26 protein-coding genes are annotated in these 25104 nt (G+C 61.1%); 25 read left to right on the forward strand and 1 reads right to left on the reverse strand.

The window, feature by feature from the left end:
* Positions 1–128: 128 nt before the first annotated feature.
* Complete coding sequence (gene rpmB / locus AAAX36_RS03265; RefSeq protein ID WP_022094725.1) at positions 129–317, reverse strand: 50S ribosomal protein L28; 189 nt, start codon at positions 315–317, stop codon at positions 129–131.
* A 452-nt stretch (positions 318–769) separates the two neighbouring features.
* On the opposite strand from rpmB, the gene pyrR reads away from it, so the two are divergent.
* From pyrR to recO, 25 genes are all read left to right on the forward strand, one after another.
* Positions 770–1354, forward strand: coding sequence for a bifunctional pyr operon transcriptional regulator/uracil phosphoribosyltransferase PyrR (pyrR, locus tag AAAX36_RS03270; RefSeq protein ID WP_138374176.1), 585 nt, complete (start codon positions 770–772; stop codon positions 1352–1354).
* Positions 1355–1358: 4 nt separating this feature from the next.
* The gene (locus AAAX36_RS03275) at positions 1359–2303 is read left to right on the forward strand and encodes an aspartate carbamoyltransferase catalytic subunit (RefSeq protein ID WP_035138537.1); all 945 of its coding nucleotides are present in this window, start codon (positions 1359–1361) and stop codon (positions 2301–2303) included.
* Positions 2287–3576 (forward strand): dihydroorotase, encoded by a 1290-nt coding sequence (locus tag AAAX36_RS03280; RefSeq protein ID WP_138112661.1) that lies wholly within the window; start codon positions 2287–2289, stop codon positions 3574–3576. The genes AAAX36_RS03275 and AAAX36_RS03280 overlap by 17 nt, the downstream gene beginning before the upstream one ends.
* Positions 3577–3692: 116 nt before the next feature.
* Positions 3693–4460, forward strand: coding sequence for a dihydroorotate dehydrogenase electron transfer subunit (locus AAAX36_RS03285; RefSeq protein ID WP_138374260.1), 768 nt, complete (start codon positions 3693–3695; stop codon positions 4458–4460).
* Positions 4460–5383 (forward strand): dihydroorotate dehydrogenase, encoded by a 924-nt coding sequence (locus AAAX36_RS03290; protein ID WP_022094721.1) that lies wholly within the window; start codon positions 4460–4462, stop codon positions 5381–5383. Before AAAX36_RS03285 ends, AAAX36_RS03290 begins: the two co-directional genes overlap by 1 nt.
* Positions 5377–6093, forward strand: a complete 717-nt coding sequence (gene pyrF, locus AAAX36_RS03295) for an orotidine-5'-phosphate decarboxylase (protein WP_138374177.1) — start codon at positions 5377–5379, stop codon at positions 6091–6093. Before AAAX36_RS03290 ends, pyrF begins: the two co-directional genes overlap by 7 nt.
* A gap of 239 nt (positions 6094–6332) precedes the next feature.
* Positions 6333–6641: an integration host factor, actinobacterial type gene (gene mihF / locus AAAX36_RS03300; protein ID WP_006236130.1), complete on the forward strand. Its 309-nt coding sequence runs from the start codon at positions 6333–6335 to the stop codon at positions 6639–6641.
* Positions 6642–7211 carry a guanylate kinase gene (gmk, locus tag AAAX36_RS03305; RefSeq protein WP_138374178.1) on the forward strand — a complete coding sequence of 190 codons (570 nt, stop codon included), beginning with the start codon at positions 6642–6644 and terminating at the stop codon, positions 7209–7211.
* A 5-nt stretch (positions 7212–7216) separates the two neighbouring features.
* Positions 7217–7498, forward strand: coding sequence for a DNA-directed RNA polymerase subunit omega (locus AAAX36_RS03310; RefSeq protein ID WP_035138532.1), 282 nt, complete (start codon positions 7217–7219; stop codon positions 7496–7498).
* The gene (gene thiI, locus AAAX36_RS03315; protein WP_118289040.1) at positions 7499–8743 is read left to right on the forward strand and encodes a tRNA uracil 4-sulfurtransferase ThiI; all 1245 of its coding nucleotides are present in this window, start codon (positions 7499–7501) and stop codon (positions 8741–8743) included. It abuts the gene before it with no gap.
* A 213-nt stretch (positions 8744–8956) separates the two neighbouring features.
* A complete protein-coding gene (locus AAAX36_RS03320; RefSeq protein ID WP_138374179.1) occupies positions 8957–9670 on the forward strand; it encodes a helix-hairpin-helix domain-containing protein in 714 nt (237 codons plus the stop codon).
* Complete coding sequence (locus tag AAAX36_RS03325; RefSeq protein WP_349073954.1) at positions 9667–11970, forward strand: DNA internalization-related competence protein ComEC/Rec2; 2304 nt, start codon at positions 9667–9669, stop codon at positions 11968–11970. Before AAAX36_RS03320 ends, AAAX36_RS03325 begins: the two co-directional genes overlap by 4 nt.
* A 78-nt stretch (positions 11971–12048) precedes the next feature.
* Positions 12049–13011, forward strand: a complete 963-nt coding sequence (holA, locus tag AAAX36_RS03330; protein WP_161115781.1) for a DNA polymerase III subunit delta — start codon at positions 12049–12051, stop codon at positions 13009–13011.
* Between the two features lie 133 nt (positions 13012–13144).
* Positions 13145–13411: a 30S ribosomal protein S20 gene (gene rpsT, locus AAAX36_RS03335; RefSeq protein WP_022094714.1), complete on the forward strand. Its 267-nt coding sequence runs from the start codon at positions 13145–13147 to the stop codon at positions 13409–13411.
* Positions 13412–13507: 96 nt separating this feature from the next.
* A complete protein-coding gene (lepA, locus tag AAAX36_RS03340; protein WP_117770326.1) occupies positions 13508–15319 on the forward strand; it encodes a translation elongation factor 4 in 1812 nt (603 codons plus the stop codon).
* A gap of 4 nt (positions 15320–15323) precedes the next feature.
* On the forward strand, positions 15324–16367 hold the full coding sequence (dusB, locus tag AAAX36_RS03345) for a tRNA dihydrouridine synthase DusB (protein ID WP_138374182.1): 1044 nt from the start codon (positions 15324–15326) through the stop codon (positions 16365–16367).
* Positions 16368–16369: 2 nt separating this feature from the next.
* Complete coding sequence (gene hemW / locus AAAX36_RS03350) at positions 16370–17602, forward strand: radical SAM family heme chaperone HemW (protein WP_349073959.1); 1233 nt, start codon at positions 16370–16372, stop codon at positions 17600–17602.
* A gap of 58 nt (positions 17603–17660) precedes the next feature.
* Positions 17661–18764 (forward strand): DnaJ domain-containing protein, encoded by a 1104-nt coding sequence (locus tag AAAX36_RS03355; protein WP_171021457.1) that lies wholly within the window; start codon positions 17661–17663, stop codon positions 18762–18764.
* Between the two features lie 81 nt (positions 18765–18845).
* Complete coding sequence (gene dnaJ, locus AAAX36_RS03360) at positions 18846–19994, forward strand: molecular chaperone DnaJ (RefSeq protein WP_138374184.1); 1149 nt, start codon at positions 18846–18848, stop codon at positions 19992–19994.
* A gap of 9 nt (positions 19995–20003) precedes the next feature.
* Positions 20004–21296 (forward strand): MiaB/RimO family radical SAM methylthiotransferase, encoded by a 1293-nt coding sequence (locus AAAX36_RS03365; protein WP_148346219.1) that lies wholly within the window; start codon positions 20004–20006, stop codon positions 21294–21296.
* Positions 21277–22263, forward strand: coding sequence for a PhoH family protein (locus AAAX36_RS03370; RefSeq protein WP_138374186.1), 987 nt, complete (start codon positions 21277–21279; stop codon positions 22261–22263). Before AAAX36_RS03365 ends, AAAX36_RS03370 begins: the two co-directional genes overlap by 20 nt.
* A complete protein-coding gene (gene ybeY, locus AAAX36_RS03375; RefSeq protein WP_138374187.1) occupies positions 22260–22769 on the forward strand; it encodes an rRNA maturation RNase YbeY in 510 nt (169 codons plus the stop codon). The genes AAAX36_RS03370 and ybeY overlap by 4 nt, the downstream gene beginning before the upstream one ends.
* A gap of 9 nt (positions 22770–22778) precedes the next feature.
* On the forward strand, positions 22779–23156 hold the full coding sequence (locus AAAX36_RS03380) for a diacylglycerol kinase family protein (RefSeq protein ID WP_138374188.1): 378 nt from the start codon (positions 22779–22781) through the stop codon (positions 23154–23156).
* Between the two features lie 12 nt (positions 23157–23168).
* Complete coding sequence (era, locus tag AAAX36_RS03385; RefSeq protein WP_171021458.1) at positions 23169–24245, forward strand: GTPase Era; 1077 nt, start codon at positions 23169–23171, stop codon at positions 24243–24245.
* A gap of 15 nt (positions 24246–24260) precedes the next feature.
* Positions 24261–25010 (forward strand): DNA repair protein RecO, encoded by a 750-nt coding sequence (gene recO, locus AAAX36_RS03390; RefSeq protein ID WP_117629181.1) that lies wholly within the window; start codon positions 24261–24263, stop codon positions 25008–25010.
* Positions 25011–25104 lie beyond the last annotated feature (94 nt).

Consider the following 25104-nt stretch of genomic DNA (forward strand, 5'->3'; position numbering starts at 1 on the left):
TTACGATCAGTTGGTAGTCAATAAACCAAAAAGGCGCCCTCCGTAGGGGAGGGCGCCTTTGGTAAGTTCTATGTGAACGCGAGGTCTTTGACCCGGAGAGTCCGAGGTACTTGTTGGTAAGACCTTATTTAGGAGCGCGCAACCTTGCCGGACTTGAGGCAGGTGGAGCAAACGTTCATCTTGCGACGGTGACCGTCGACGACGACGTAAACGCGCTGGATGTTGGGGCGGAACTTACGGTTGGTGACGCGGTGAGAGTGGCTGATGGAGCGACCGGCAACGGGGTGCTTACCGCAAACTTCGCAAACTTTGGACATAACTGACCCTCCTTGGGCGACAAACGAACATGTCGCGTTAACAAACAAGCCTGAACTATAGCACAGAAGCAGCTCCCTGTGCGTAATCTACACAGAGATATTTCTCTTTTGGCGATAGTGCCCACGCCACGGCCCTGGACGTAGATCCGATTTGCGTGCAGCAGAGGGGATTATGCCAGCTCGCAACAAGGTTTTCAAGCTCGTCCCACAAATATATATAGGTTTATTGAGCGTTGGGCTCCGTTTACGGATTGCTCCGTATTTATGCTCGCAATTAAGCTCGAGGTTGGCTACACTATCCCTTGACCATTAAAGGGGTACGAGATACCCACATGGAATTACATAGCTGCCATAGAGCAGCCCTTCCTTGTGGGTGTCTGGTCCGCTTTGAGCGGTCGGGCATCTATTTTTTTGACTGTGTCAACAGTCAAGACATGTGAGGAAGGAGATCGATGGGCACGACTTCCCCCAAGGCGGTCATCATGGACGAGACCGCCGTCAACCGAGCGATGACCCGCATCGCGCACGAGATCCTCGAGCGCAACGAGGGCTGTGAAGACCTCGCTCTGGTCGGCATCGTCACGCGCGGCGACCTTCTGGCAAAGAAGCTCGCCGAGGCGATCAAGGAGATCGAGGGTGTCGACGTTCCGCTTGGCAGCCTGGACATCAGCTTCTATCGCGATGACTATGCGACCAATTTCGCTCCCGCGATCCACGCTACCAACATTCCCTTCAGCGTCGACGGCAAGCGCGTCGTGCTGGTGGATGACATCCTGTACACGGGCCGTACCATTCGCGCCGCTCTGGACGCCGTCATGGATCTGGGCCGTCCGAGCCGCATTGAGTTGGCAGTTCTCGTTGACCGCGGTCACCGCGAGCTCCCCATCTCGCCGGACTTTGTCGGCAAGAACGTTCCCTCGTCGCACGAGGAGAACGTGCACCTATATATGAAGGAAGTCGACGGCCGTACCGCTGTCGAGATCAACGACGTCGCGCCGGGCTCCCACGTGGGTTCTGCGCCGCTGGGAGGTGAGTAGTACCGTGGCGTTCAACCATAAGCACCTGATCGACATTACCGAGTACTCCGAAGAGGACATTAAGCTCATCCTCGAGACCGCCAAGGCGTTCTCCGAGGTCAACGAGCGTGCGATTAAGAAGGTCCCCACGCTCAAGGGCAAGACCATCGTCAACATGTTCAACGAGCCCTCGACGCGCACCCGCAGCTCCTTCGAGCTCGCCGAGAAGCGTCTTTCGGCCGACAGCCTCAACTTTGGCGGCTCCTCGACCTCCACGGTCAAGGGCGAGAGCCTTGTCGACACCGTCGAGACCCTCAACGCCTACAAGATCGACTGCATCGTCGTGCGCGACAAGCACGCCGGCGCGCCCTACATCGTCACGCAGAACTCGCCCGCGAGCGTTATCTGCGCCGGCGACGGCAAGCACAACCACCCCACGCAGGCCCTGCTGGACCTGTATACCATCTGGGAGCACAAGGGTGACTTCCACGGTCTGAAGGTCGCCGTCGTCGGCGATATCGCGCACTCCCGCGTGTGCGGCTCGCTGATCCCCGCCCTTAAGATCATGGGCTGCGAGACCTACGCCGTCGCCCCCGGCACGCTACTGCCGCCGGCGCCCGAGGTCCTGGGCTGCGACCACGTGACGAGCGACCTCGATTCCGTCCTGCCCGAGCTGGACGTCGTCTATATGCTGCGCGTGCAGCAGGAGCGCCTCGAGGGCGCACCGTTCCCCACGATTCGTGAGTACCACAAGCTCTTCGGTCTGACCAAGGATCGCGAGAAGCTCATGAAGCCCGATGCGATCATCTGCCACCCGGGCCCCATCAACCGCGGCGTCGAGTTCGACTCCTATATGGCCGACCACCCGCAACGCTCCGTCATCCTGGAGCAGGTCTACGCCGGCATCTGCGTGCGTATGGCTATCCTGTATCTGCTGCTTGGAGGTGCCGATAATGGCCTTGCTTCTTAAGAACGCCCACGTCGTCGATCCGTCCGTCGAGCTTGACGGTGTCGTCGACGTCCTGATTGACGGCGACAAGATCGCCGAGGTCGGCGAGAACCTCGCCGCCGAGGGAGCCGAGGTCCGCGACCTTTCCGGCAAGTATCTCGTCCCCGGCCTGGTGGATATGCACGTGCACCTGCGCGAGCCCGGCTACGAGGTCAAAGAGGATATCGAGAGTGGCACCCGTGCTGCTGCCAAGGGCGGCTTCACCGGCGTGTGCGCCATGCCCAACACCGATCCCGTCACCGATAACGGCACTGTCGTGGAGTTCGTCAAGGCCCGCGCTGCCGAGGTCGGCCACTGCCGCGTCTATCCGTCGGGCGCCATGACCCGCGGTCTTAAGGGCGAGGCCATGTCCGAGATGGGCGATATGGTCGCCCACGGCGCCGTCGCCTTCACCGACGACGGTCGCGGCGTGCAGGGCGCGGGCATGCTCCGTCGCTGCATGGACTACGGCAAGATGTTCGGCAAGGTCTTTATGAGCCACTGCCAGGACGAGGATCTGGTCGGCCACGGTCAGATCAACGAGGGCAAGGTCTCGACTCGTCTGGCCCTCGAGGGTTGGCCGGCTGCCGGCGAGGAGCTTCAGATCGCCCGCGACATCGAGATCGCCAAGCTGACCGGTGCCAAGCTGCACATCCAGCACATCTCCACCGCTCACGGCCTGGAGCTCGTGCGTGCCGGTAAGGCCGCCGGTGTCCAGGTGACCTGCGAGGCTACCCCGCACCACATGTTCCTGACCGAGAACGACCTGGACGAGACCTACAACACCTCGCTCAAGGTCAATCCGCCGCTGCGCACCGACGAGGACGCCGAGGCCATCCGTCAGGGTGTCATCGACGGTACCGTCGACGTTATCGTCACCGATCACGCTCCCCACACCCCGTGGGAGAAGGCCCGCGAGTTCGAGCTTGCGCCCTTTGGCATGATCGGTCTCGAGACCTCGCTGTCGCTCGTGCTCACCGAGCTGGTCAACACGGGCAAGATGAGCATGGCTCGCATGGTCGAGCTCATGGCCATCAAGCCGCGTGAGATTCTGGGCCTCGACCAGGTTCAGGTCAAGGCGGGCTCCGTTGCCGACCTGACCGTGTTCGACCCCTCCGCAACCTGGACGGTTGGCGAGGACGGTTACGAGTCACGCGCCGAGAACTCCGGTTTTGCCGGCCGCACGCTTACCGGTCGTGCCACCGATGTGTTTGTCGGCGGTAAGCAGACGCTTGCCGACGGCTGCATCTGCTAGCATAGCCTTATCGCTTTTATGCGCGGTGCCCTTGCGGTGCCGCGCTTTCTATTCGTTTGGACCATGCAACCGCATGGGGGATTGGAGCGTCTATGCCCACACCTTCCACTGCACGCATGCACGACTTCGAGGTCGTCTCGAACCGGGAGATTGCCGACGGCATCTTCTCGCTCGTCATCTCGGCCCCCAAGCTTGCAAGTGCGCTCAAGCCCGGTCAGTTTGTGAACATCGCCGTACCCGGCGATGCGTCCTCGCTGCTTCGCGTGCCCCTGAGCTACTACCGCGCCGACGCCGAGGCCGGCACCGTCGAGCTGTGGTACGCCGTCGTGGGCGACGATACCCGTCGTTTGTCCCAGATGGGCCCTGGCTCCAAGTCCAACCTGTTGGGCCCTGGCGGCCGCGGCTGGCTTGTTCCCGAGGGCACCAGGAAGGCGCTGCTCGTGGCGGGCGGCATCGGTGTTCCGCCCGTGCTGTGCCTCGCCGGCATTCTTGTCGAGCAGGGCGTGGATGTCGACGTTTGCCTGGGCTTTGGCACCGCTTCCAAGGCCGTGGGTGTCGATGAGTTCCGTGCGTTGGGCGCCACGGTTAACGTGTGCACCGACGATGGCACGCTGGGCACGCACGGTTTTTGCACCGACCCGGCAGCCGAGCTGCTCGGCGAGGGCGGCTACGACTATGTGGCCAGCTGCGGCCCCGCTGTCATGATGAAGAAAGTCGCCGCTGCCGCTGCCGAGGCCGGTGCGTACTGCGAGGTGTCGCTTGAGCGCATGATGAGCTGTGGCTTTGGCGCCTGCAACACCTGCAATGTCGAAACGGTCGACGGTATGAAGGGTGCTTGCATGTGCGGCCCCGTGTTCGATGCTTCCAAGGTGGTGGTCTTCTAGTGGGTACCGTGAACATGGCCGTCGATTTCGGCGGCGTCAAGATGCAGAACCCCATCAACACCGCAGCCGGTACCTTTGGCTACGGTTGGCAGTTCCAGAACTTCTTTGATGTTTCCCAGCTGGGCGCCATCACCACCAAGGGTTGCGCTGCCGAGCCCTGGCCCGGCAACCCCGCGCCCCGCATGGCCGAGATTCCCGGCGGTATGATCAACTCCGTGGGCCTTCAGAACCCCGGCGTGGCCGCCTTTGCCCGCGAGTCCGGTCCGTGGCTCGAGCAGCTCTCCAAGGACGGCTGCCAGGTCATCTGTCAGGTTGCCGGCCACTCCGTTGACGAGTTTGTCCGCGCACTCGAGATGTATGTCGAACTGTGCCCCTGGGCTGCCGGCTACGAGATCAACGTGAGCTGCCCTAATATCGCCGCCGGCGGTGCCGCCATGGGCTCCACGCCCGAGGGCGCCTCTTCCGTTATGGCTGCCTGCCGCAAGGTGACCGATAAGCCGCTGTTCGTAAAGATGGCTCCGGTTAACGTTGCCGAGATTGCCAAGGCCCTCGAGGCTGCCGGTGCCGACGGCCTTTCGGTCATCAACTCCATCCAGGGCATGGCCATCGACGTCCATACCCGCAAGTCCCGCGTGGCCAAGCCCAAGGGCGGCCTTTCGGGCCCGCTGTGCCACCACATCGCCGTGCGCATGGTCTGGGAGGTTGCCCAGGCCGTCGATATCCCCATCAACGGTGTCGGCGGCGTCATGACGGGCGAGGATGCGGCCGAGTTTATTCTGGCCGGCGCCACCTGCGTGTCGGTCGGCATGGCCAACTTCGTCGATCCGTGCGCTTCGCTCAAGATCGCGCACGAGCTCGAGGCCTGGGCCGAGTCTCAGGGCGTGAAGGACATCAACGAACTGGTAGGTGCGTTCGAATGCTAGAGACCGATGCCCGCGACCGTGTTATCGTCGCTCTCGACTGCGACCGTGAGCGTGCGCTCGAGCTTGCCCACGAGCTTTCGGGCCATGCCGCCTGGCTCAAGGTTGGCATGACGCTCTATTACGCCGAGGGTCCTGAGATCGTCAAGACGTTCAAGGATTTGGGCTTTAAGGTTTTCCTCGACCTTAAGTTCCATGATATTCCGCATCAGGTTCGCGGCGCCGCCCGTTCGGCCTCGCTTGCTGGTGCCGACCTGCTCTCGGTTCACGGCTTGGGTTCGGGCGCCATGCTCGCTGCCTGCCGCGAGGGTGCCGAGGAGGCGCGCGAGGACCGCGCCAAGCTCGTCGCCATCACCGTTCTCACGAGCATGAATCAGGATGCCTTGAGCGAGATCGGCGTCGAGTCGCCCGTGTCCGAGGAGGCCGCCCGCCTGGCAAAGCTCGCTCAGGCCAACGGCATCGATGGCATCGTGTGCTCGCCGATGGAGGCTCACGACATGCGTGAGCTGCTGGGTTCTGATGCCCTGATCGTGACTCCGGGCGTGCGTCCGGTGGGTGCCGCCCTTGGTGACCAGTCCCGCGTGGCGACGCCTTCCCAGGCTATCGAGCGCGGCGCAAGTCATATTGTGGTGGGCCGTCCCATCACCGGCGCCGACGATCCGGTTGCCGCCTTTGACGCCATCGTCGCCGAGCTGGTCGAAAACGTCGCGTAAAAGATTCCCCTAAGTCACCACTTTTGGGTCTCATTAGCACAAAATAGCCCCTGTGCCTGCGTAAACTTTCCCATCCTTTGTGTGGAATCGCAGGTCAGGGGCTTAACTTTGGGCGCAGTATATTGCACTTTTTGCGGGTATCGTCTAACCTATGGAGCCGCGATTGGGCATTTTGTACGTTCTACGTGCTAAAATGCCAATTATTGAATCAGATATAACCCAACTACTTGGAGGTACGAATGGCACTCCCTCAGCTTACCGATGAGCAGCGCAAGCAGGCTCTTGAGAAGGCTGCTGCCGCACGTCACGCCCGCGCTGAGCTTCGCGAGCAGATCAAGAAGGGCGAGAAGTCCCTCGAGTCCGTGCTCAACTCCGATGACCCCATCGCTTCCCGCATGAAGGTTTCCACCCTCATCGAGTCTCTTCCTGGTTATGGCAAGGCCAAGGCCGCCAAGATCATGGAGGAGCTCGGTATCTCCGCTACCCGTCGCGTCCAGGGCCTCGGCGTCCGTCAGCGCGAGCAGCTCCTCGAGCAGCTGACCAAATAAGTGAGCGCTCAGGATTCCAAGCTCTTTGTGATTTCTGGACCGTCAGGCGCAGGCAAGGGTACGCTCGTCACTCGTGTGCGCGAGCGCCGCTCGAACCTGGGCCTGACGGTTTCGGCTACCACGCGAGCACCACGCAAAGGTGAGGTCGACGGCGTCAACTACTTTTTTCTGACGCGCGAGGAGTTCGACCGCCGCGTGGCAAACGGTGAGTTTGTTGAGTGGGCCGAGGTCCACGGTAACTGCTACGGCACGTTGGTGAGCGAGGTCCAGTCCAAGCTCGCCTCTGGTTCGTCTCTGATTTTGGAGATCGATGTCCAGGGCGCCCTGCAGGTGAAGGAGCGTTTCCCCGAGGCCGTGCTGATCTTTATCAAGCCGCCTTCGCTTGAGGTGCTCCGCGAGCGTCTAGTCGGTCGCGGTACCGAGACGCCCGAGACGATTGAGCTGCGTATGGCAAACGCCGCCGATGAGCTTGCCCTTGCCGACCGCTACGACGACGTCGTGGTTAATGACGATCTCGACCGCGCGACCGATGAGCTCGTTCGCGTTCTCGATATGCATGAAAGGATCTGAGGTCCGTGTCCGTTGTAAAGCCTTGCATTGACGATCTTCTGGAGAAGACCGATCACAACCGCTTCCTGCTCGCTTCGCTTGCCTCCAAGCGCGCCTGCGACATCAATAGCATGCTGCGTGGCCAGCACAACCGCGTGCTTGCCGTCCAGGATGTCGATGACATCACCATCGGGCTTTCCGGTGCCGATACCATCTCGATGGCTATGGACGAGATTGTCGACGGCGACATCTCTTACGACGAGGCCCGTTACGAGAAGGCGCTCGGCCACAAGGTTGCTGAAGCCTAAATGGCGGCTCGCGTCTGCCTGGTCCACTATCACGAGGTTGGACTGAAGGGCAAGAACCGCGCACATTTTGAGCATATCCTCATGGATAACATTAAGGCGGCTTTGGCCGCCTTTTCCGTGAACGCCGTGTCTCGAATTTCCGGTTATATCCTCGTGACCTTTAACGAGCATCAGGCCGATGATGCGGCGCGTGTTATTCGCACCGTTCCCGGCGTTGCTCGTGTGTCTTTGGCGTATCACACTAACCGCGACCCGCAGGAGTACTGCGCCGCCGCCGTCAAGGCGCTGCGCGAGTTTGGTTCCTTCGATTCGTTTAAGGTGCACGCTAAGCGCTCCAATACCGACTATGAGCTCACCTCGATTGACATCAATCGTCAGGTGGGCGAGGTGTTGTGTGAGGCCTTCCCCGATAAAAAGGTTCAAATGCACGACCCCGATGCGATGGTGCACGTACTGGTGGTCCAGGGTAGCGTTTATGTGTACGCGCGCTCCGAGCGCGGCGTGGGCGGTCTGCCGGTGGGTTCTGCCGGCAAGGTCGTGACGCTGCTGTCGTCAGGTATCGATTCTCCGGTGGCGACCTGGATGCTCGCGCGTCGCGGCGCGGTGTGCGTGCCGGTACATTTCTCCGGTCGTCCGCAGACGCCCGATACGAGCGAGTATTTGGTGCAGGATATCATCCGTGCGCTTGAGCCGGGTGTCCAGATCGGCCGCCTGTACGTGGTGCCGTTTGGCGACTGCCAGCGTGAGATTTCGGTCACCTGTCCCAGTAACCTTCGCGTGATCATGTATCGCCGCATTATGTATTCGGTTGCCGAGCGCATCGCGCATATCGAGGGCGCTAAGGCCATCGTTACGGGCGAATCGCTTGGGCAGGTTGCCTCCCAAACGCTTGAGAACATCATGGCTGTCAACGAGGCCGTGAAGATCCCCGTGTTCCGTCCTCTCATCGGTTCGGACAAGCAGGAGATCATCGCGCGCGCCGAGGAGATCGGTACGTTCGATATCTCGACTGAGGCCGCTCCCGACTGCTGCACGCTGTTTATGCCGCGCCGTCCCGAGACGCACGCTAAACTCGATGCCGTGCATGAGGCCTGGGAGTTGTTCGATCACGAGGAGATGATCGAGCGCCTGCTCAAGCAGACCGAGTACATCGACTTCGAGAGCAACACGTATAAGGCCCCTAAGACCTTAAAACGCAAACATTCGGAGCTTGCTCCGCGTGAGATTTACCAAGATCACGAGTAATTTTGTGCATAGACCGACGATGCGTCTGCATCGTCGGTCTTTTGCTATCTGGGCATTTTGCGGCTAAGTGTTCATTTGCTGACGTGTGCCTGAATAAATGGACAGTATTTCGCAAGGTTTTGGTCGGCTTTTGGTTTGACCGCGAAAACCGGTTTTGGAGAATGGCTGTTGCAGGACTCTTTTCCTGACACGATGTTGTTGGGAGGTTTTGCTATGGCGCAGCGCGAACAACACGAACGGGTCAAACGGATGGACCGCTTGGCGGACAAGCTGCTCGGTCATAAGGCAGTGGTGATGGCGATACTGGTCGTCATTGCGATGGCGAGTGGACTGGCGATGGCGAACCTTGGCGGCGGTGCCGGCAGTGTGTCGTTTGAGCACACTGATGGTTCGGGTTCGTTAGTGGAGCCGGGATCCGGCGATGCCTCGAGCGGAAAGACATCCGAAGGCTCTTCGCCTAAGGCGTCTGCCGCGGCAGAGGTTTATGTCGATGTTGATGGCGCCGTTGTGTCGCCCGGTGTATATCGTCTCAAGGACGGCGCGCGGGTGGCTCAGGCGATTGATGCCGCCGGCGGGCTGGCGCCCGAGGCAGACGTTACGGGGCTCAATCGGGCATCTAAGGTCGTCGATGGACAGAAGATTCACGTTCCAACGGTAGGGGAGCAGCAGGCGTCCATTGCGGAAGCTGGTGTTGATGGTGGGGCTTCCGCATCATCGGGCGTGAGTGGCGTAACAGGCCTAGTAAATATCAATACGGCAAGCGCGGCAGAGCTGCAGACGCTCTCGGGCATCGGTCCCTCCATGGCCCAGTCGATTATCGATGAGCGGACAAAGAACGGTGGTTTTGCCTCGGTTGACGATCTGATGCGTGTGTCGGGAATCGGCGAGAAGAAGCTTGCCAAAATCAAAGATTCCATCTGCGTATGAGTGCGACCGAGCGCGAGCATGTGATGCCTCCGCGGCCTCTGATGCCGTGGACGATGGCCCTGTGTGCCGGCATGTGCATGAGCTGCGCCTTGGTGCTCAACGTGGCCGCCGATGCGCTGCTGTGGGAGCAGGCTTCGGCGGTCGGGCCGCTATGGGCCATTCCCGTTACGGCGGCGGTATTCGTTGTGCTGGCTCAATCTTGTGCGCGGCTTGCCCCTTGGAAGCGGTGGCTGTATGCCGCGTCCGTCGGTCTCGTGGCGGGAGCGGTCGTCTCGGCGTGGTGGGCTGTGGGCGTGCTAAGCGCCTCGAAGGCGCTCGACGGTCGAGCGGCAAGCAGCCTTGAGTTTGTCGTGCAGGGTGACCCATCCATAAACGACGACGTGTATTCCTATACCTGCGAGGCACGCACGGACGGTAAGAACTTGGCAATGGTTCGCCTATCGTGCGACCTCGAGCTCAAGGTCGGGGCGCACGTGCGTGTTATCGGTCGCGTTTCACGTTTTGAGAACGATGCGTATGGACGATCGCGCGTGCTCCGAGGCGAGGTGCGCAAGGTTAAAGTCGTTCGGATTTTGTCGGTCGATGAAGACTCTCCGGGGCCGCTGCTTCGGCTGCGAAATGGGCTGCTTGCGTCCATCGCGCCTGCGACCGACCCGGCGCGTGCACTCATAGCCGGTGTCGTCTGCGGTCGTTCGGCCGAGCTGCGCGCCCAGCCGGCGGGCGACTGGTTTTCGGTGACGGGAACGGCGCATCTTATCGCCGTCTCGGGCAGCCATTTGGCTATCGTGGGGTTTGTAATCGAGGGTTTATTGCAAAAGACTCGGTGCTCACGTGGTCTTCAGCGGGCGATACTGGCGATAACGCTTGTGGGCTACGCTGCCTTTACGGGCGCGTCTCCCTCGGCCGTGCGCGCGTGCTGCATGGTGTTCGCGACGCTTGTCGTAAACGGCGCGGGGCGGCGCCGGCACGGCGCATCGGCACTCTTCGTTACCATGTCCATCTTTGTGTTGCTGCGGCCGACGGTTCTGTTCGAGATGGGCTTTCAGCTTTCATGTGCCAGCGTCTTAGCCATTCTGTGCTTTTGCCCCTATGCGACCTACGCTTTGGGTGAGCTGAGTGTTCCGTCGGGCGTTGCCAGCATGCTTTCCGTCACGCTGTGCTCGCAACTGGCGACACTTCCCATTACCATTCCTGCCTTCGGTACGTTCTCGCTCATTGCTCCGCTCGCAAATGCGGTCCTCGGTCCGGTGGTGAGCGCACTGCTCGCCGTGTCGATCGTGCTGGTTCCCTTTTCGCTCCTGGCGCCGTTGCGGACTTGGGCGCTCGTTGTGCCCATGATTGCCGCCCGTTGCGCGCTGTTCTTTGAGCAGCTGTTTGCCGCCGTGCCGGGTGCATCCGTGAGCGTGCCGCCCGATAGCATGTGGATTTACCTAGTGCCGTGTTTGCTGGCGGTTCTGCTTGTCTGGTGGCCGCGTCCCCGTGCACGTCCTATGGCGGTGGGGCTTGCATGCCTGGTGCTCTTGGCTGCGATTCCGTACGTCTACTGGGATCGATTCGCTCCGCCTTCGGTGACGGTGCTCGATGTGGGCCAGGCCGATGCGATTATTATTCGCCAGGGCGGCGCAGTGGCGCTCGTCGACTGCGGGCTCGACGAGCGCGTGGTGGCGGCGTTGGTTCGCAATAACGTGCACCATATCGATGCCGTCTTTGTGACGCATTGGGATGAGGATCACTGGGGTGGTCTGCCTGCCGTGCTCGAACAGTTTTCGGTCGGTACGATTGCCGTGGCGGCGGATGCGCTGGAGGATGCTCCTGCCGAGGTATTGAACCGACCTGGCGTGGAGTATCGGCAGGTGCGCCGTGGGGATACGGTCGATATCGGCTCATTTTGCGCCCGCGTGATGTGGCCATTCGAGTCCGTGGATGGCGAGGGAAATGAGGACTCGCTTGTCCTGCTGCTCTCATATGTTCAGGAAGGCAAGGGCCTGCGTATGCTCCTCACCGGTGATGCCGAGATCGACCAAGAACGGGAATTCGTGCAGGAGGTGGGGGATATCGACGTACTTAAACTTGGGCATCACGGCTCTAAGGTTTCAGTCGATGATGAGTTGCTGGACGTCCTGAAGCCCGAGCTTTCCCTCGCGAGTGCGGGCGAAGGGAATCGATACGGCCATCCGTCCGATGCCTGCATCGATGCCGTTAAGGAAGCGGGCGGCGTGTTCGCGTGCACTATCGAACACGGCGACATTACCGTCACGCCGGCTGCGAATGGCTTTGCGATGCGATGCCAGCGACCGTGACGACGTCGTTGGCGTGTGGTGGGCCCCTGGGCTAGAATGGCACGGAGCGAATACGAAGGCCTGCGGGAGGGGAGCGCAATGTCCGAAACCGGTCTGCTGCCGGCATATCTGATCGTCGGTACCGACGGAGTCAAGCGCGATCACGCCGTCTCGCGTATGAAAGCGCGTCTGGAAAAGTCGGGCATGGTCGAGTTCAACCTCGACGAGCGCGATATGACCAAAGACCCCGATATCGAGTCGATTATCGGATCGCTCAACACCTTTCCCATGGGCAGTGAGTTTCGCCTGGTAATCCTTGATGGCTGCTCAAAGCTCGCCAAGTCGGTCTCGGAGCCGCTCGTCGAGTATCTGGCGAGTCCCAGTCCCACAACGGTCTGCCTCATCATCGCCGACTCGCTTGCCAAGAACACGCGCCTGTATAAGGCGATCGCCAAGATCGACAAGAAGGCTGTGATCGATTGCTCCGGCACCAAGCGCTGGGAGCTACCGCGCCGCGTGCAGCAGATGGCGACGCAGCACGGCAAGTCGATCACGACGGCGGCCGCCGAGGAACTCGTCTCGCGTTCGGGTGAAAACACTCGCATGCTCGATAACGACTTGGCTAAGCTTGCCCAGATGGTCGAGGTGCCCCAGATTGAGCTTGTCGACGTTGAGCGCTGGATTGTACGTACGGCCGAGGTTCAACCCTGGGACTTTCTCAATGCGGTCTCGGCCCGTGACATGCGACGCTCGCTCGAGCTCTTCAATCTACTGCCCGCCAAGAGCTACGTGTGGACTTACACATTGCTGTGCGGCCGCATCCGCGAGCTTATCGTTGCCAAGGCGCTCGATGCGCGCGGACAGGGTCGTGAGCTGGCTGCAACACTTAAGCTCCAGTCCTGGCAGGTCAAGAATCACCTGACCTGGGCACGTCGCTTTTCGATGGCAGAGCTCGTTGCCGCGCTCGAGGGCGCGGTCGATGTGGAGCTCGCACTGAAGGGTTCGGCCGATTCTCAGACCGCGCTTTTGCTCTGGATTACGAACATCTTGAGAAAATCGTGATGATACCTGCCTATTTGACAAATTCGTTCTATCCCTTTGAGGGGGAGCGTGCTATAGTAGGCGCTTGCATGACCTCACCGTGTCTCAGAGGTGTCATACATTTTTTGCAAGGAACTCGAAAGGAACTCCAGAAGTGGCAAACATCAAGTCTCAGAAGAAGCGTATCCGCACCAATGAGGCAGCTCGCATGCGTAACAAGGCTGTCAAGTCCGAGCTCAAGACGCTGACCAAGCACGTCCAGTCCGCCGTCGCCGAGGGCGACGCCGAGAAGGCCCAGGCTGCCCTCAAGACCGTCACCAAGCGTCTCGACATGGCTGCCGCCAAGCATGTTATCCACAAGAACCAGGCTTCCAACCGCAAGTCCGGTCTTGCCAAGCTCGTGAACAGCATCAACGCCTAAGTTGTAAATTTCACACCACACAGATTACGCGCATAAATGGAGCCTGTTTTATGGAACAGGCTCCATTTTTTGTATCGCTCGGGTAAGATAGTCCGCATGAATACTTCAATTGACATTTCCCACATCCGCAACTTCTCGATCGTTGCGCACATCGACCATGGCAAGTCCACGATCAGTGACCGCATCCTCGAGCTCACCCATACCGTCGACGAGCGCGATATGGAGTCGCAGCTGCTCGACACCATGGATATCGAGCGCGAGCGCGGCATCACGATCAAGTCCAATGCCGTTCGCGTGTCCTATGACGCCGACGATGGTGAGACGTATCAGTTCAACCTGATCGATACGCCGGGCCACGTGGACTTTACCTACGAGGTCTCGCGTTCGCTTGCCGCCTGCGAGGGTGCGGTGCTTGTCGTCGACGCCACGCAGGGCGTCGAGGCGCAGACCGTCTCCAACGCGACGCTCGCCATGAACGCCAACTTGGATATCGTGCCCGCTATCAACAAGATCGACCTGCCGTCGGCACACCCCGACGAGGTCAAGACCGAGATCGAGGATGACCTGGCGATCCCTGCCGATGATGCCGTGTGTGTCTCGGGCAAGACCGGCGAGGGCATCCACGATCTGCTGGAGTCCATTGTCTTTCTGATTTCTCCGCCCAAGGGCGATGCGAATGCGCCGCTCAAGGCACTCATTCTGGATTCATACTTCGACGAGTATCGTGGCGTCGTCGCCACGGTGCGCATCTTTGACGGCTCCATCAAAAAGGGCGATACCTTGCGCATGATGCAGGCAAAGGGCGACTTTTTGGTCGATGGCGTGGGCGTCAAGCGTCCCGCCGAGACGCCGGTCGACGCGCTGACGGTCGGCGAGGTCGGATACGTGGTCACGGGCCTGAAGGACCCCGAGGCCGTTCGCGTGGGCGACACCCTTACCTGGGCGTCGAACCCCTGCCCCGAGCCGCTTCCCGGTTACCGCGAGGCTAAGCCCATGGTCTATACGGGCCTGTTCCCGATCGATAACAAGGACTACGAGAACCTGCGTGACGCGCTCGATAAGCTGCATGTCAACGACCCGTCGTTGGTGTGGGAGCCCGAGACTTCGGTGGCGCTCGGCTTTGGTTTCCGCGTTGGCTTCTTGGGCCTGCTGCATATGGAGGTCGTCAAGGAGCGCCTGGAGCGCGAGTTCAACCTGGACCTGATTGCCACGAGCCCTTCGGTGGACTATCACGTCTACAAGACCGACGGCGAGATGATTGATGTTCGCAGCCCGCAGGATCTGCCCGAGGCTACGCGCATCGAGCGCATCGAGGAGCCCTACCTCAAGGCCAAGATTATCTGTCCGCCCGAGTATACGGGTGCCGTCATGCAGCTCGCTATCGAGCATCGCGGCATTACAACCGACATGATCCATCTCACGAGCAAATCGGTCGAGATGCGTTTCGACATGCCGCTTGCCGAGCTCATTCTGGACTTTTTTGACCAGCTCAAGAGCCGCACCAAGGGTTACGCCTCGCTCGACTACGAGTTCAACGAATATCGCCCCTCCGAGCTCGTCAAGCTCGACATCCTGCTTTCGGGCGACGAGGTGGACGCGCTGTCGTTTATCGTGCACAAGGATAAGGCTTATGGCCTGGCCCGCGGTCTGTGCGACAAGCTCAAGGAAATCATTCCGCGCCAGCTGTTCGAGGTGCCTATCCAGGGCGCCATCGGCAACAAGATCATTGCCCGCTCTACCGTCAAAGCGCGCCGCAAGGACGTGCTGGCCAAGTGTTATGGCGGCGATATCTCGCGAAAGCGCAAGCTGCTCGAGAAGCAGAAAGAGGGCAAAAAGCGCATGAAGGCCATCGGCTCGGTCGAGGTTCCGCAGGAGGCCTTTATGGCGATTCTCAAGGTGGACGAGTAGGTCCATGGCACTTTCTGAATACAGCAAGCGGTTGCTTGGCGCCTATGCCGAGCAGCCGTTCCTTATGGCTCCCATGGCGGGCGTGACCGATCCCGCCTATCGCATCATGTGCCGCCGTCGCGGTGCCCATCTTGCCTATAGCGAGATGGTGAGCGTGGCGGGCCTTGCCTATGCCAGCAATAAGACGTGGCGCCTGGTACTGCCGGCCGATGAGGAGCAGCAGATCTGCGTGCAGCTCTTTGGCTCCAAGCCCGATCAGTTTGCGAGCGCTGTTGCTGCCGTCGAGGAGCGTGTGGGCGATCGCCTGTCGCTGATCGATATCAACATGGCCTGCCCGGCTCGCAAGGTCGTCACCAAGGGCGAGGGCTCGGCGCTTATGCGCACTCCCGATCTGGCCGAGCAGATCGTCGAGGCGGCGGTGGGCGCGGCGCATGTGCCCGTGACCGTAAAAATCCGTAAGGGCTTTTACGCCGAAGACCGCAACGCCGCGACGTTTGCCCAGATGCTTGAGGGAGCAGGGGCCGCCGCGGTGGCGGTACATGGTCGCTGCGCCACGCAGCTCTATACGGGCCAGGCCGATTGGTCGGTCGTCGATGAGGTGGCCGACGCCGTCGAGATTCCCGTTATCGGTTCGGGCGATGTGTTCTCGGCAGAGGACGCTGCTGAGCATCTGCAAAGCTCGGGTGCCAGCGCGGTGTTTATCGCGCGCGGCATCTACGGCAATCCATGGGTGTTCGGCGATGCCCGAGCCCTTGCACTCGATGGCACGCCGGTTCCTTCTCGCTCCTCGGTTGAGCGCCTGGATGCCCTGCGCGAGCACCTGACGCTCACGCACGAGCTGTTGCCGCTCATGTCGCGTGCCCGCACGTACGCAAGCTGGTATCTAAAGGGCATGCCCCATGCTGCCGCCTGGCGCGCTCAGGTGGTGCGTTGCTCCACATACGAGGAGTTCATGGCACTGGTCGATGATATCGAGCACGATGTGGTGGCCTGTGAGGCCGCACTTGCCGCCGGCGAGTCGGTGCCCGCTCATCCGTTGGAGGCCTAACGGTGGCCGTTACCGCGCTGTACGTGCATGTGCCGTTTTGCGCCCAAAAATGCCGGTACTGTGACTTTGACTCACGCAGTTTTGCTCCGTGCAACATGAGCGTTGCGCTCGATACCTATTTTGAGCAGTTGTATGCGCGCCTCGATGCTTTTGGCGACGCAGGCGCGTTTGCACAGATCCGCACCGTCTATGTTGGCGGCGGCACGCCGTCGCTGGCGGGGGAGCGTTTGGTAGAATTTGCCCGGCGTATCTCTGCGTGGTGCAAGCCTGTTGAGTTTACCTGCGAGGCCAATCCCGAATCGCTGACCGCAGAGCTTGCCACTGCGCTTGCCGGGGTGGGTGTCACGCGCGTCTCTCTGGGCGTGCAAACGCTCGATAACGCCGAACTTACCGCCATCGGCCGCATTCACGATGCCGATCGGGCGCTCGCTGCCATCACGACGGTCAAGGACGCTGGGCTTGTCGTGTCGTGCGACCTGATGTGCGGCCTTCCCGGGCAGACCGACCTAAGCTGGCAGCGCACACTCGATGGCGTGTTGGCGGCGGCGCCGCATCATGTGTCGGTGTACCCGCTCACGCTCGAGGAGGGCACGCCGCTCTATCGCATGGCGTGTCGCGACGAGTCGCTCGAGCCCGACGAGGATTTTCAGGCTGCATGCATGGATGCGGCGCGTGAGCGCCTGAGTGCGGCCGGCTATCACCCGTATGAGGTGGCAAGCTACGCGCTCGACGGCCATGAGTGCGCCCACAACATTGCCTATTGGACCGGACAGGGCTATCTGGGTTTGGGCCGCTCTGCCGCCGGTATGCTCGACGCCGAGGATTTCGATCGCTTGGCCGGGCTGTTTCCCGACGTGCTTGCTCGCGGCGATGCGTATCGCGTGCGCTTGGTGCAACGCGACGATGCCGCGACGACGTTTGATGCCGAGTATCTGTCGCAGCGCGAGGCGGCGGCCGAGGATTTGATGCTTGCCTGTCGCATGACGCGTGGCATTGGGCCCGATCTGTTGGTTCGCTCGGCAAGCGTGATCGCTGCAGATGAGTTGGCGGCGGCCTGCGACCGTGCGGTCGAGTTGGGCCTTGCCACCTGGGTGCCCGATCATATTGAAGGACATGCGGGGCGCGTCACCTCGAAAGACGTTATCGCAGGTCGCGTCCGTGCTCGTTTAGCGCCCACTCACTTGGGCTGGCTCGATGGAAATGTGCTGTTCGAGCTGTTTTGGGGTCTAGCCTAGGCCGCTCGGGTAGAATTACCGCAATATATACGCTGCTGTGAGCAGGAGGTTGCCGCGCATGGCGACGATGAACGAAAAAGATTACTACGAGATTTTGGGTGTCTCCAAGGACGCCACCTCGCGTGATATACAGAAAGCCTTCCAGCAAAAGGCCCGCAAGCTCCATCCGGACGTCAACAAAGAACCGGATGCCGAGGAAAAGTTCAAAGAGGTTTCCGAGGCCTATGCTGTGCTTTCGGACGAGCAGAAGCGTGCGCGCTACGACGCCATGCGCTCGGGCAATCCCTTTGCCGGCGCTCCCACGGCTTCGCCCTATGGCGGCGGTTACGCCGGCAGCGCGGGCTACGGCAATCCCTTTGAGGGCGGCTTTCCCTTTGGTGGCGCCTGGGGTCAGCCGCGTCGCGGGCAGGCTGCCTATAATCCCGAGAACGGCGCCAACGTCGTCGTCGATATTAAGCTCGACGCCAAGGAGGCCAAGGGCGGTGCCCGCAAGACCGTCCGCTATACGCGCTTCGATACCTGTGGTCACTGCGGCGGTTCGGGCTCTGTTTCGTCCGAGCATGCACATACCTGTCCGAGCTGCGGCGGTCGCGGCCACATCGATGTCGACCTGTCCTTTCTGTTTGGTGCCGGCACGTTCCAGTCTGTCTGCCCTGAGTGCGGTGGCTCCGGTAAGGTCGTCGCCGACCCCTGTCCCGATTGCGGCGGCAGCGGGCGAACCCGTGTGACCTCCGAGCAGACGATTGAGTTTCCCGCCGGCACGCACGATGGCGACGAGGTCCGTATTGGCGGCATGGGTCACGCCGGCACCAACGGCGCCTCTGGCGGTGATCTGGTCGGTCGGGCCCATGTTGAGGCCGAGCGCCTGGAAGGCAAGGCCCGTACCGGTTTTTACCTGATGGGCATCGTGGCGCCGTTTTTGGTGCTATCGGCCATCTCGGGCGTGTTCTCGGCCTTTGCCGTGATGTGCTTTATTCCGTTTGCCATGGGCCTGTTCATGGTGCTCTCGGACGGCGTGCTGCACCGCAGCCTGCTGTGGTGGAAGCGCGGCGCGATGCAGTTTGCCAACGGTTTTGCCAACGGATTTATGTTTGCGCTCGTGTCGGTTTGGTTTGCGAGCTGCTCGCAACGTGCCATGCTTTCGCCCTACGCAATGCAATAACATCAAACCCTCTGTTTGCGGCCGGCCCAGCTTGGGTATAGGACGCACTGTGACAATAATGAAAGTCGGAAGGATTCGGTCGTGTCGGAAAATAGGGATTACTACGAGGTGCTTGGCGTCGACAAGGATGCCGACGCGCGGACGATTAAGCGCGCGTTTCTAAAGAAGGCCCGTACCGTACACCCGGACGTTTCGGACGACCCCGAGGCCGAGGCTAAGTTCAAAGAGCTCAACGAGGCATATTCCGTTCTTTCCGATGAGCAGAAGCGTGCTAACTACGACCGTTACGGCACTGCCGACGGCCCCGGTGGCTCCGGCTACGTCGATATCAACGATATCTTTGGTGGCATGGGCATGGACGACTTGTTCTCGTCGTTCTTTGGCGGCGGTGCCGGCGGTGGCGCCCGCAGCCGTCGTGAGCGTCGTCGCGGACGTGATATGGCCATCTCGCTTTCGGTGACGCTCGAGGAGGCGGCGCTCGGCTGCAAAAAGACAATCAGCTATGACCGCCTTGCTCCTTGCGAGGACTGCAATGGCACCGGTAGGGCAGAGGGCGCACAGGAAAAGCAGTGCGGCCGCTGCCACGGTACGGGCTACGTCACGACGGTTCAGCGATCGTTTTTGGGCCAGGTTCAGTCTTCCTCGCCTTGCCCCGACTGCCATGGCGAGGGCACGGTTATCGATCATCCCTGCGAGACCTGCGACGGTCAAGGCCGCACGCCTTCGCACGAAAAGATCGACATCGATATTCCCGCCGGCGTTTCGACCGGTCGCCAGCTTCGTGTGAGCGGCTTTGGCGAGGCCGGCCTTCGCGGCGAGCCTTCGGGCGACCTGATTGTCAACGTGCGCGTCGCCGACCATGAGCGCTTTAAGCGCAACGGTGATGACCTGTACCTGGTGAGCGATATCTCGATTGCGCAGGCTGCGCTCGGCTGCGAGATTGAGGTCGAGGGCATTATGCCCGACGAGGTCGTTAAGGTGACGGTTCCCGCCGGCGCCCAGTACGGCGACACCGTGAGCGTCAATAATTACGGCATGCCGCGCATTGGCGGTGGCGGTTCGCGTGGCCGCCTGATCGTGCAACTGCGCGTGGTCGTTCCCACCAATCTTTCCAATAAGCAGCGCGAGCTGCTCCGTGCTTTTGCCGATGAGATGGGCGATGACGTCGCTTCTGGTAAGAAGTCGGTGACCGACCGTATCAAGAGTGCCCTCGACGATATCCTCGATTAAGGAGCCCGCGTGCTCGCACCCCATATTTCCGTCGTCAACCTCGGCTGCCGTGTCAACCGGGTTGAGTCTGACCGTATCACTGCCGATCTTATGCGCTTGGGCTTTGCTATTGTGGAGCCCCAGGATGCCGATCTGATCGTCATTAACACTTGTGCCGTTACGGGCGAGGCCGAGGCTAAGACCCGTAAGGCCGTCCGTCATGCGCTGGCCCATCCAAACGAGCCCTATGTGGTCGTGACCGGATGCGTGGTCAATTTGCATCCCGAGGAGCTGTCGGAGCTTTCGGATCGCGTGATTGCCGAGCCGTCCAAGATAGATGTCGCCGAACGTGTTTGCGAGGTGCTGGGTGTTGAGTCCGATAGCGTTCCCGCCTGCAGCGATGGCGAGGTGGTCGATGCGCTCGGTCGCTCTCGCCTGGGCGTGAAGATTCAGGATGGCTGCAACCATCGCTGCACCTATTGCATTGTGTGGAAGGCGCGCGGCCCCGAGCGCTCCGTGCCCGTCGAGTCCGTGCTCGAGCAAGTTCGCGAGGCCCAGGAGGCCGGCGTGCCCGAGGTGGTGCTGACCGGTGTGAACCTGGGTGCCTACGATGGCAAGAGCGCGACCGACGAGCACGTCGAAATCGATGAGCTGCTCGAGGCCATCATGGAGCGCACGTCTATTCCGCATGTGCGCATTTCCTCGGTCGAGCCCATGGATATCTCCGAGCGCCTGCTTAAGGTTATGGCGCGCTACCCGCAGCGTATCGCCCCGTTTTTGCACCTGCCCGTGCAGTCCGGCTGCACGGCGACCCTGCATCGCATGGGCCGTCCCTATAGCGCCGAGGCCTTTGAGGACACGGTGCGTATGATTCGCGCCAACTTGCCCCAGGCGTCCCTTTCGTGCGATGTCATCGTCGGTTTTCCTGGTGAGACGGACGAGGAGTTCGAGGAGTCGCTGGCGCTGTGCCGCCGTGTGGGTTTCTCGCGTATGCACGTGTTCCGCTACAGCAAGCGTCCCGGTACCCTTGCTGCCGACATGCCCGACCAGGTGCCACCCGAGGTTATGGCCGAGCGCAGCCGCCGTATGCGGGCCGCCGCACAGGAGCTCGCTATTGCCGACGCTCGTCGTCGCGTGGGCACGGTCGAGCGTGCCGTGCTCGAGTATGGTGACAACCTGACGCTCGGCTCGTTCCATCATGCCCGTCTTGACGATACCTGTGGACTTACAGCCCCGTGCCTGCTCGATGTTGCTATCATCGGAGTCGATGATTCCGGCTTGGTCCATGCACGCAGGGAGGTTCATGGAAGCCTCGAAGATTAGACTTACCGTTCCCGAGGGTATTGACCCCTCGCGCGTTTTGGGTGCCGGCGACGGCGTCCTTCGTGCGCTGGAGAGCTCAGTTCGCGCCCACGTGGTCGCCCGTGGCGACAGCATCGCCGTGAGCGGTGACCCGGACGAGGTCGAACTGGTCGCGCGTTTTTTCGAACATGCCTTTCGTGAGGCTGCTTCCGGGCGCACGCTTTCTGCCGACGATGTCTCTCGCTGCCTGGCCGTATTGCGCGACGGTGAGCACGAGGCTACATCGCTTCGCGATGATGTGCTGCTTTCGTATCGCGGCCGTGTCATTCGCCCCAAGACGCTCGGTCAAAAGCGCTATGTGGATGCCATCCGCTCGCATACCATCACGTTTGGCCTGGGTCCTGCCGGTACCGGTAAGACCTATCTGGCCATGGCGCTCGCCGTTGCCGCGCTCAAGCGTCACGAGGTGGGCCGTCTGATCTTGACGCGTCCGGTTGTCGAGGCGGGGGAGAACCTGGGCTTTTTGCCCGGTACCCTCGAGGAAAAGATCGATCCTTACATGCGTCCGCTCTACGACGCCCTTTTTGACATGATGGATCGCGAGCGCACCGATGAGCTTATGGAGCGTGGCGTGATCGAGATCGCCCCGCTTGCCTACATGCGCGGCCGCACGCTGAGCGATGCCTTCGTGGTGCTCGACGAGGCGCAAAATACCACGCCCGAGCAGATGAAGATGTTCCTGACGCGCCTGGGTTTTAACTCCAAGTTTGTGATTACCGGCGACCTGAGTCAGCGCGACCTGGTGGGTCGTCGCGGCGGTCTTGCCGACGTTGAGCGGATTTTAGGCCGTGTCGACGATGTCGCATTTTCTCACCTCGAGCGTGCCGACGTGGTGCGCCATGCCTTGGTGGGGCGTATCGTTGAGGCATACGATGCTTATGATGATGTACGCGAGAAGCGCGTGCACGATCGAAAGGAGTCCCGTTGAGTGTATTGATCAGCAACGATGCCGAGCTCGATACGCTGCTCGACGCGCAGGAGGTAGAGCACATCTGCGAGGTCGTGCTTACCGCCGAGGGCGTTGAGCGTGAAGTTGAGATTTCCCTTTCGTATGTCGACGAGGACGAGATGCACGAGCTCAACCACGAGTGGCGCGGTATCGACCGTACCACCGATGTCCTCTCGTTTGAATGCGACTCGGCCTTTGATGAGGATATTCCCGCAGACAAGACGCTCGAGCTCGGCGATATCATCCTGGCCCCGCAGGTCATTGCCCGTCAGGCCCCCGGCTTTGGCAATAGCCCTGCCGACGAGTGCCGCCTGATGCTCGTGCATGGCATGCTGCACCTGCTGGGATATGACCATATTGAGGACGACGAGGCCGAGGTCATGGAGGCCCGTGAGGACGTCATCCTGCGCGATCTGGCGCTCGAGCGCGGCGAGGACCCCAAGCTGGTCCACGTCGGCCCCATCACCAACCACGCCCACGACTAGGAGCCGTCTATGATTCCCGGATCGAACAAGGACCATCCGTCCTTCTTAAAGTCGTTCTCCTACGCCATGGAGGGCTTCGTCACCGCCGTCAAGACCGAGCGCAACATTAAGGTTATGCTCGCGGCGGGCGTTTGCACCGTCGTTGCCGGCTGCATTGTCGGCCTCGACATTGCCGAGTGGGCCACAGTTATCATCTGCTGTGGCTTGGTGATTCACGGCGAGCTGTGCAATACCGCTATGGAGGCGATCGTCGACCTGGCGACCCAGGAACTTCATCCGCTGGCAAAGCGTGCGAAGGATATCGCCGCCGCCTCCGTATACGTGCTTTCCATCACCGCCGCGATTGTGGGATTGCTGGTATTTGCCCACGCGCTCGACTTTATTTAGAAAGGGATTTCCATGTCCGACAATATGCAGCCTATCGATGAAACTCTGGATGACGAGTCCCTGGATGCGGTGGATGCCGAAGCGGCCGAGGCATACGAGGAGATCGAGGAGTTCGACCCGTTTGAGGGCATGAGCGACGAGGAGCTCGACGCCCTGTGCGACGAGGACGACAGCCTCGCGGGCTTTGGAGACGTTGAGCCCGGTTTCCGCAGCGGCTTCGTGGCCCTGGTCGGCCGCCCCAACGCCGGCAAGTCCACGCTGCTCAACGCCTGCTATGGCAAAAAGGTCGCCATCACCTCGCCTGTGGCCCAGACGACCCGCCGCCGCATGCGCGCCGTCGTCAACCGTCCCGGCTACCAGCTGGTCTTTGTCGATACCCCGGGTATTCACAAGCCCAAGGACGGCCTGGGGTCCGAGCTCAACAAGAGCGCGCTGTTCGAGCTGAACGATGTCGATGTCGTCGCGTTTTTGATTGATGCCACCAAACCGATCGGCAGGGGAGACGCCTGGGTTGCCGAGCGCGTCAAGAGCGCCCGTTCTAAGAAGGTCCTGGTGCTCACCAAGGCCGATGAGGCCGACCCCGCGCAGGTCATGGAGCAGCTTAAGGCTGCCCACGAGCTTATGGAATATGACGACGAGATTGTGACGTCGTCGGTTAAGAACTTCAACGTCGATGCCTTTATCGAGACCGTTGCGCACTTTTTGCCCGAGGGTCCGCGTTGGTTCCCCGAGGACATGGGTACCGACGCTTCCGATGAGACGCTCGTTGCCGAGTTTGTGCGCGAGAAGGTCTTGCGCCGCACCCGTGATGAGATCCCGCACTCCGTTGGCGTGATCTGCGATGCGCTCGAGCAGACCAAGAAGGTGCTGCGCGTGCACGCCACCATTTACGTCGAGCGCGAGGGCCAAAAGGGCATCATCATCGGCAAGGGCGGCGAGATGATCAAGCATATCGGTATCGACGCCCGTCGCGATCTTGAGCGCATTTTTGGCACGCAGGTCTTTTTGGAGTTGGACGTGAAGGTCAAGGCCGGCTGGCGTGACGACGAGGCCCAGATTCGCCGCTTTGGCTATAACGCCGAGGACTAAGGACGCGCGGCGCGCATGGCAGGCTCCCGGACATATCGCACGAAAGTGCTCGTGCTCGATAAGACTAAGCTCAAAGAGACCGACCTGATCTTGACGATGCTTGACGAGCGGGGGCGGCAGGTTCGTGCCGTGGCAAAGGGCGCCCGCAAACCCGGCGGACGCCTGGCTGCGCGCTGCGAGCTGTTCTGTACGGTAGATATGCTGCTCGCACATGGACGGTCACTCGACGTGGTTTCCCAGGCCGAGCTTATGGAGGCGCCGCTCGGCGTTGCGCCCGATTACGAGACGACCTGCGCCGCAAGCGCGATCGCCGAGGTCGCGCGCGTGTGCTCGTTCGAGGACGCCGAGGACCCGTTTACCTTTGCCATCACGCAGCGAGCGCTTGCCCTGGTGGGCAGCGGGCTCGACACGGCGCATATGGATCTACTTGTGGCGGCATATGTCTTTAAGCTGCTGTCGCACGTTGGCTATCGACCCGATTTTTCGGCCTGCGTGCTGTGCGGAGACCCCATGCTGTCGTATTTTTCGCCCCAGGCGGGCGGCCTCATGTGCGGGTCGTGCGCGTCGAGCGTTCCAGGTGCCGAACTGGTGTCGACCGGTGAGGCCGCATGGCTGCGCGCCCTCATGTCCATGACCTTCGATGCGCTTTTGGCCGAGCGAATCGACCCGCATACCGCAGCCTTTTTGCTGGGGCTTTCGCATGTTTGGGCTGCGACGCACACCGATCAGCGCCTCCGTGCGATGGAATTCATGTTGGGTCGGTGATGATGCGCAGGCGCGGGCTGCTTGTGGTAACATACCGACCTGTTGGTACCTCGACCTTGGTTGCTCGCTCCACCGGCGGCTTCCCAGTCCGAGG

Origin of the sequence: Collinsella sp. CLA-ER-H10, from assembly GCF_040092475.1 — a bacterium.
Taxonomy (GTDB): Bacteria; Actinomycetota; Coriobacteriia; order Coriobacteriales; family Coriobacteriaceae; genus Collinsella.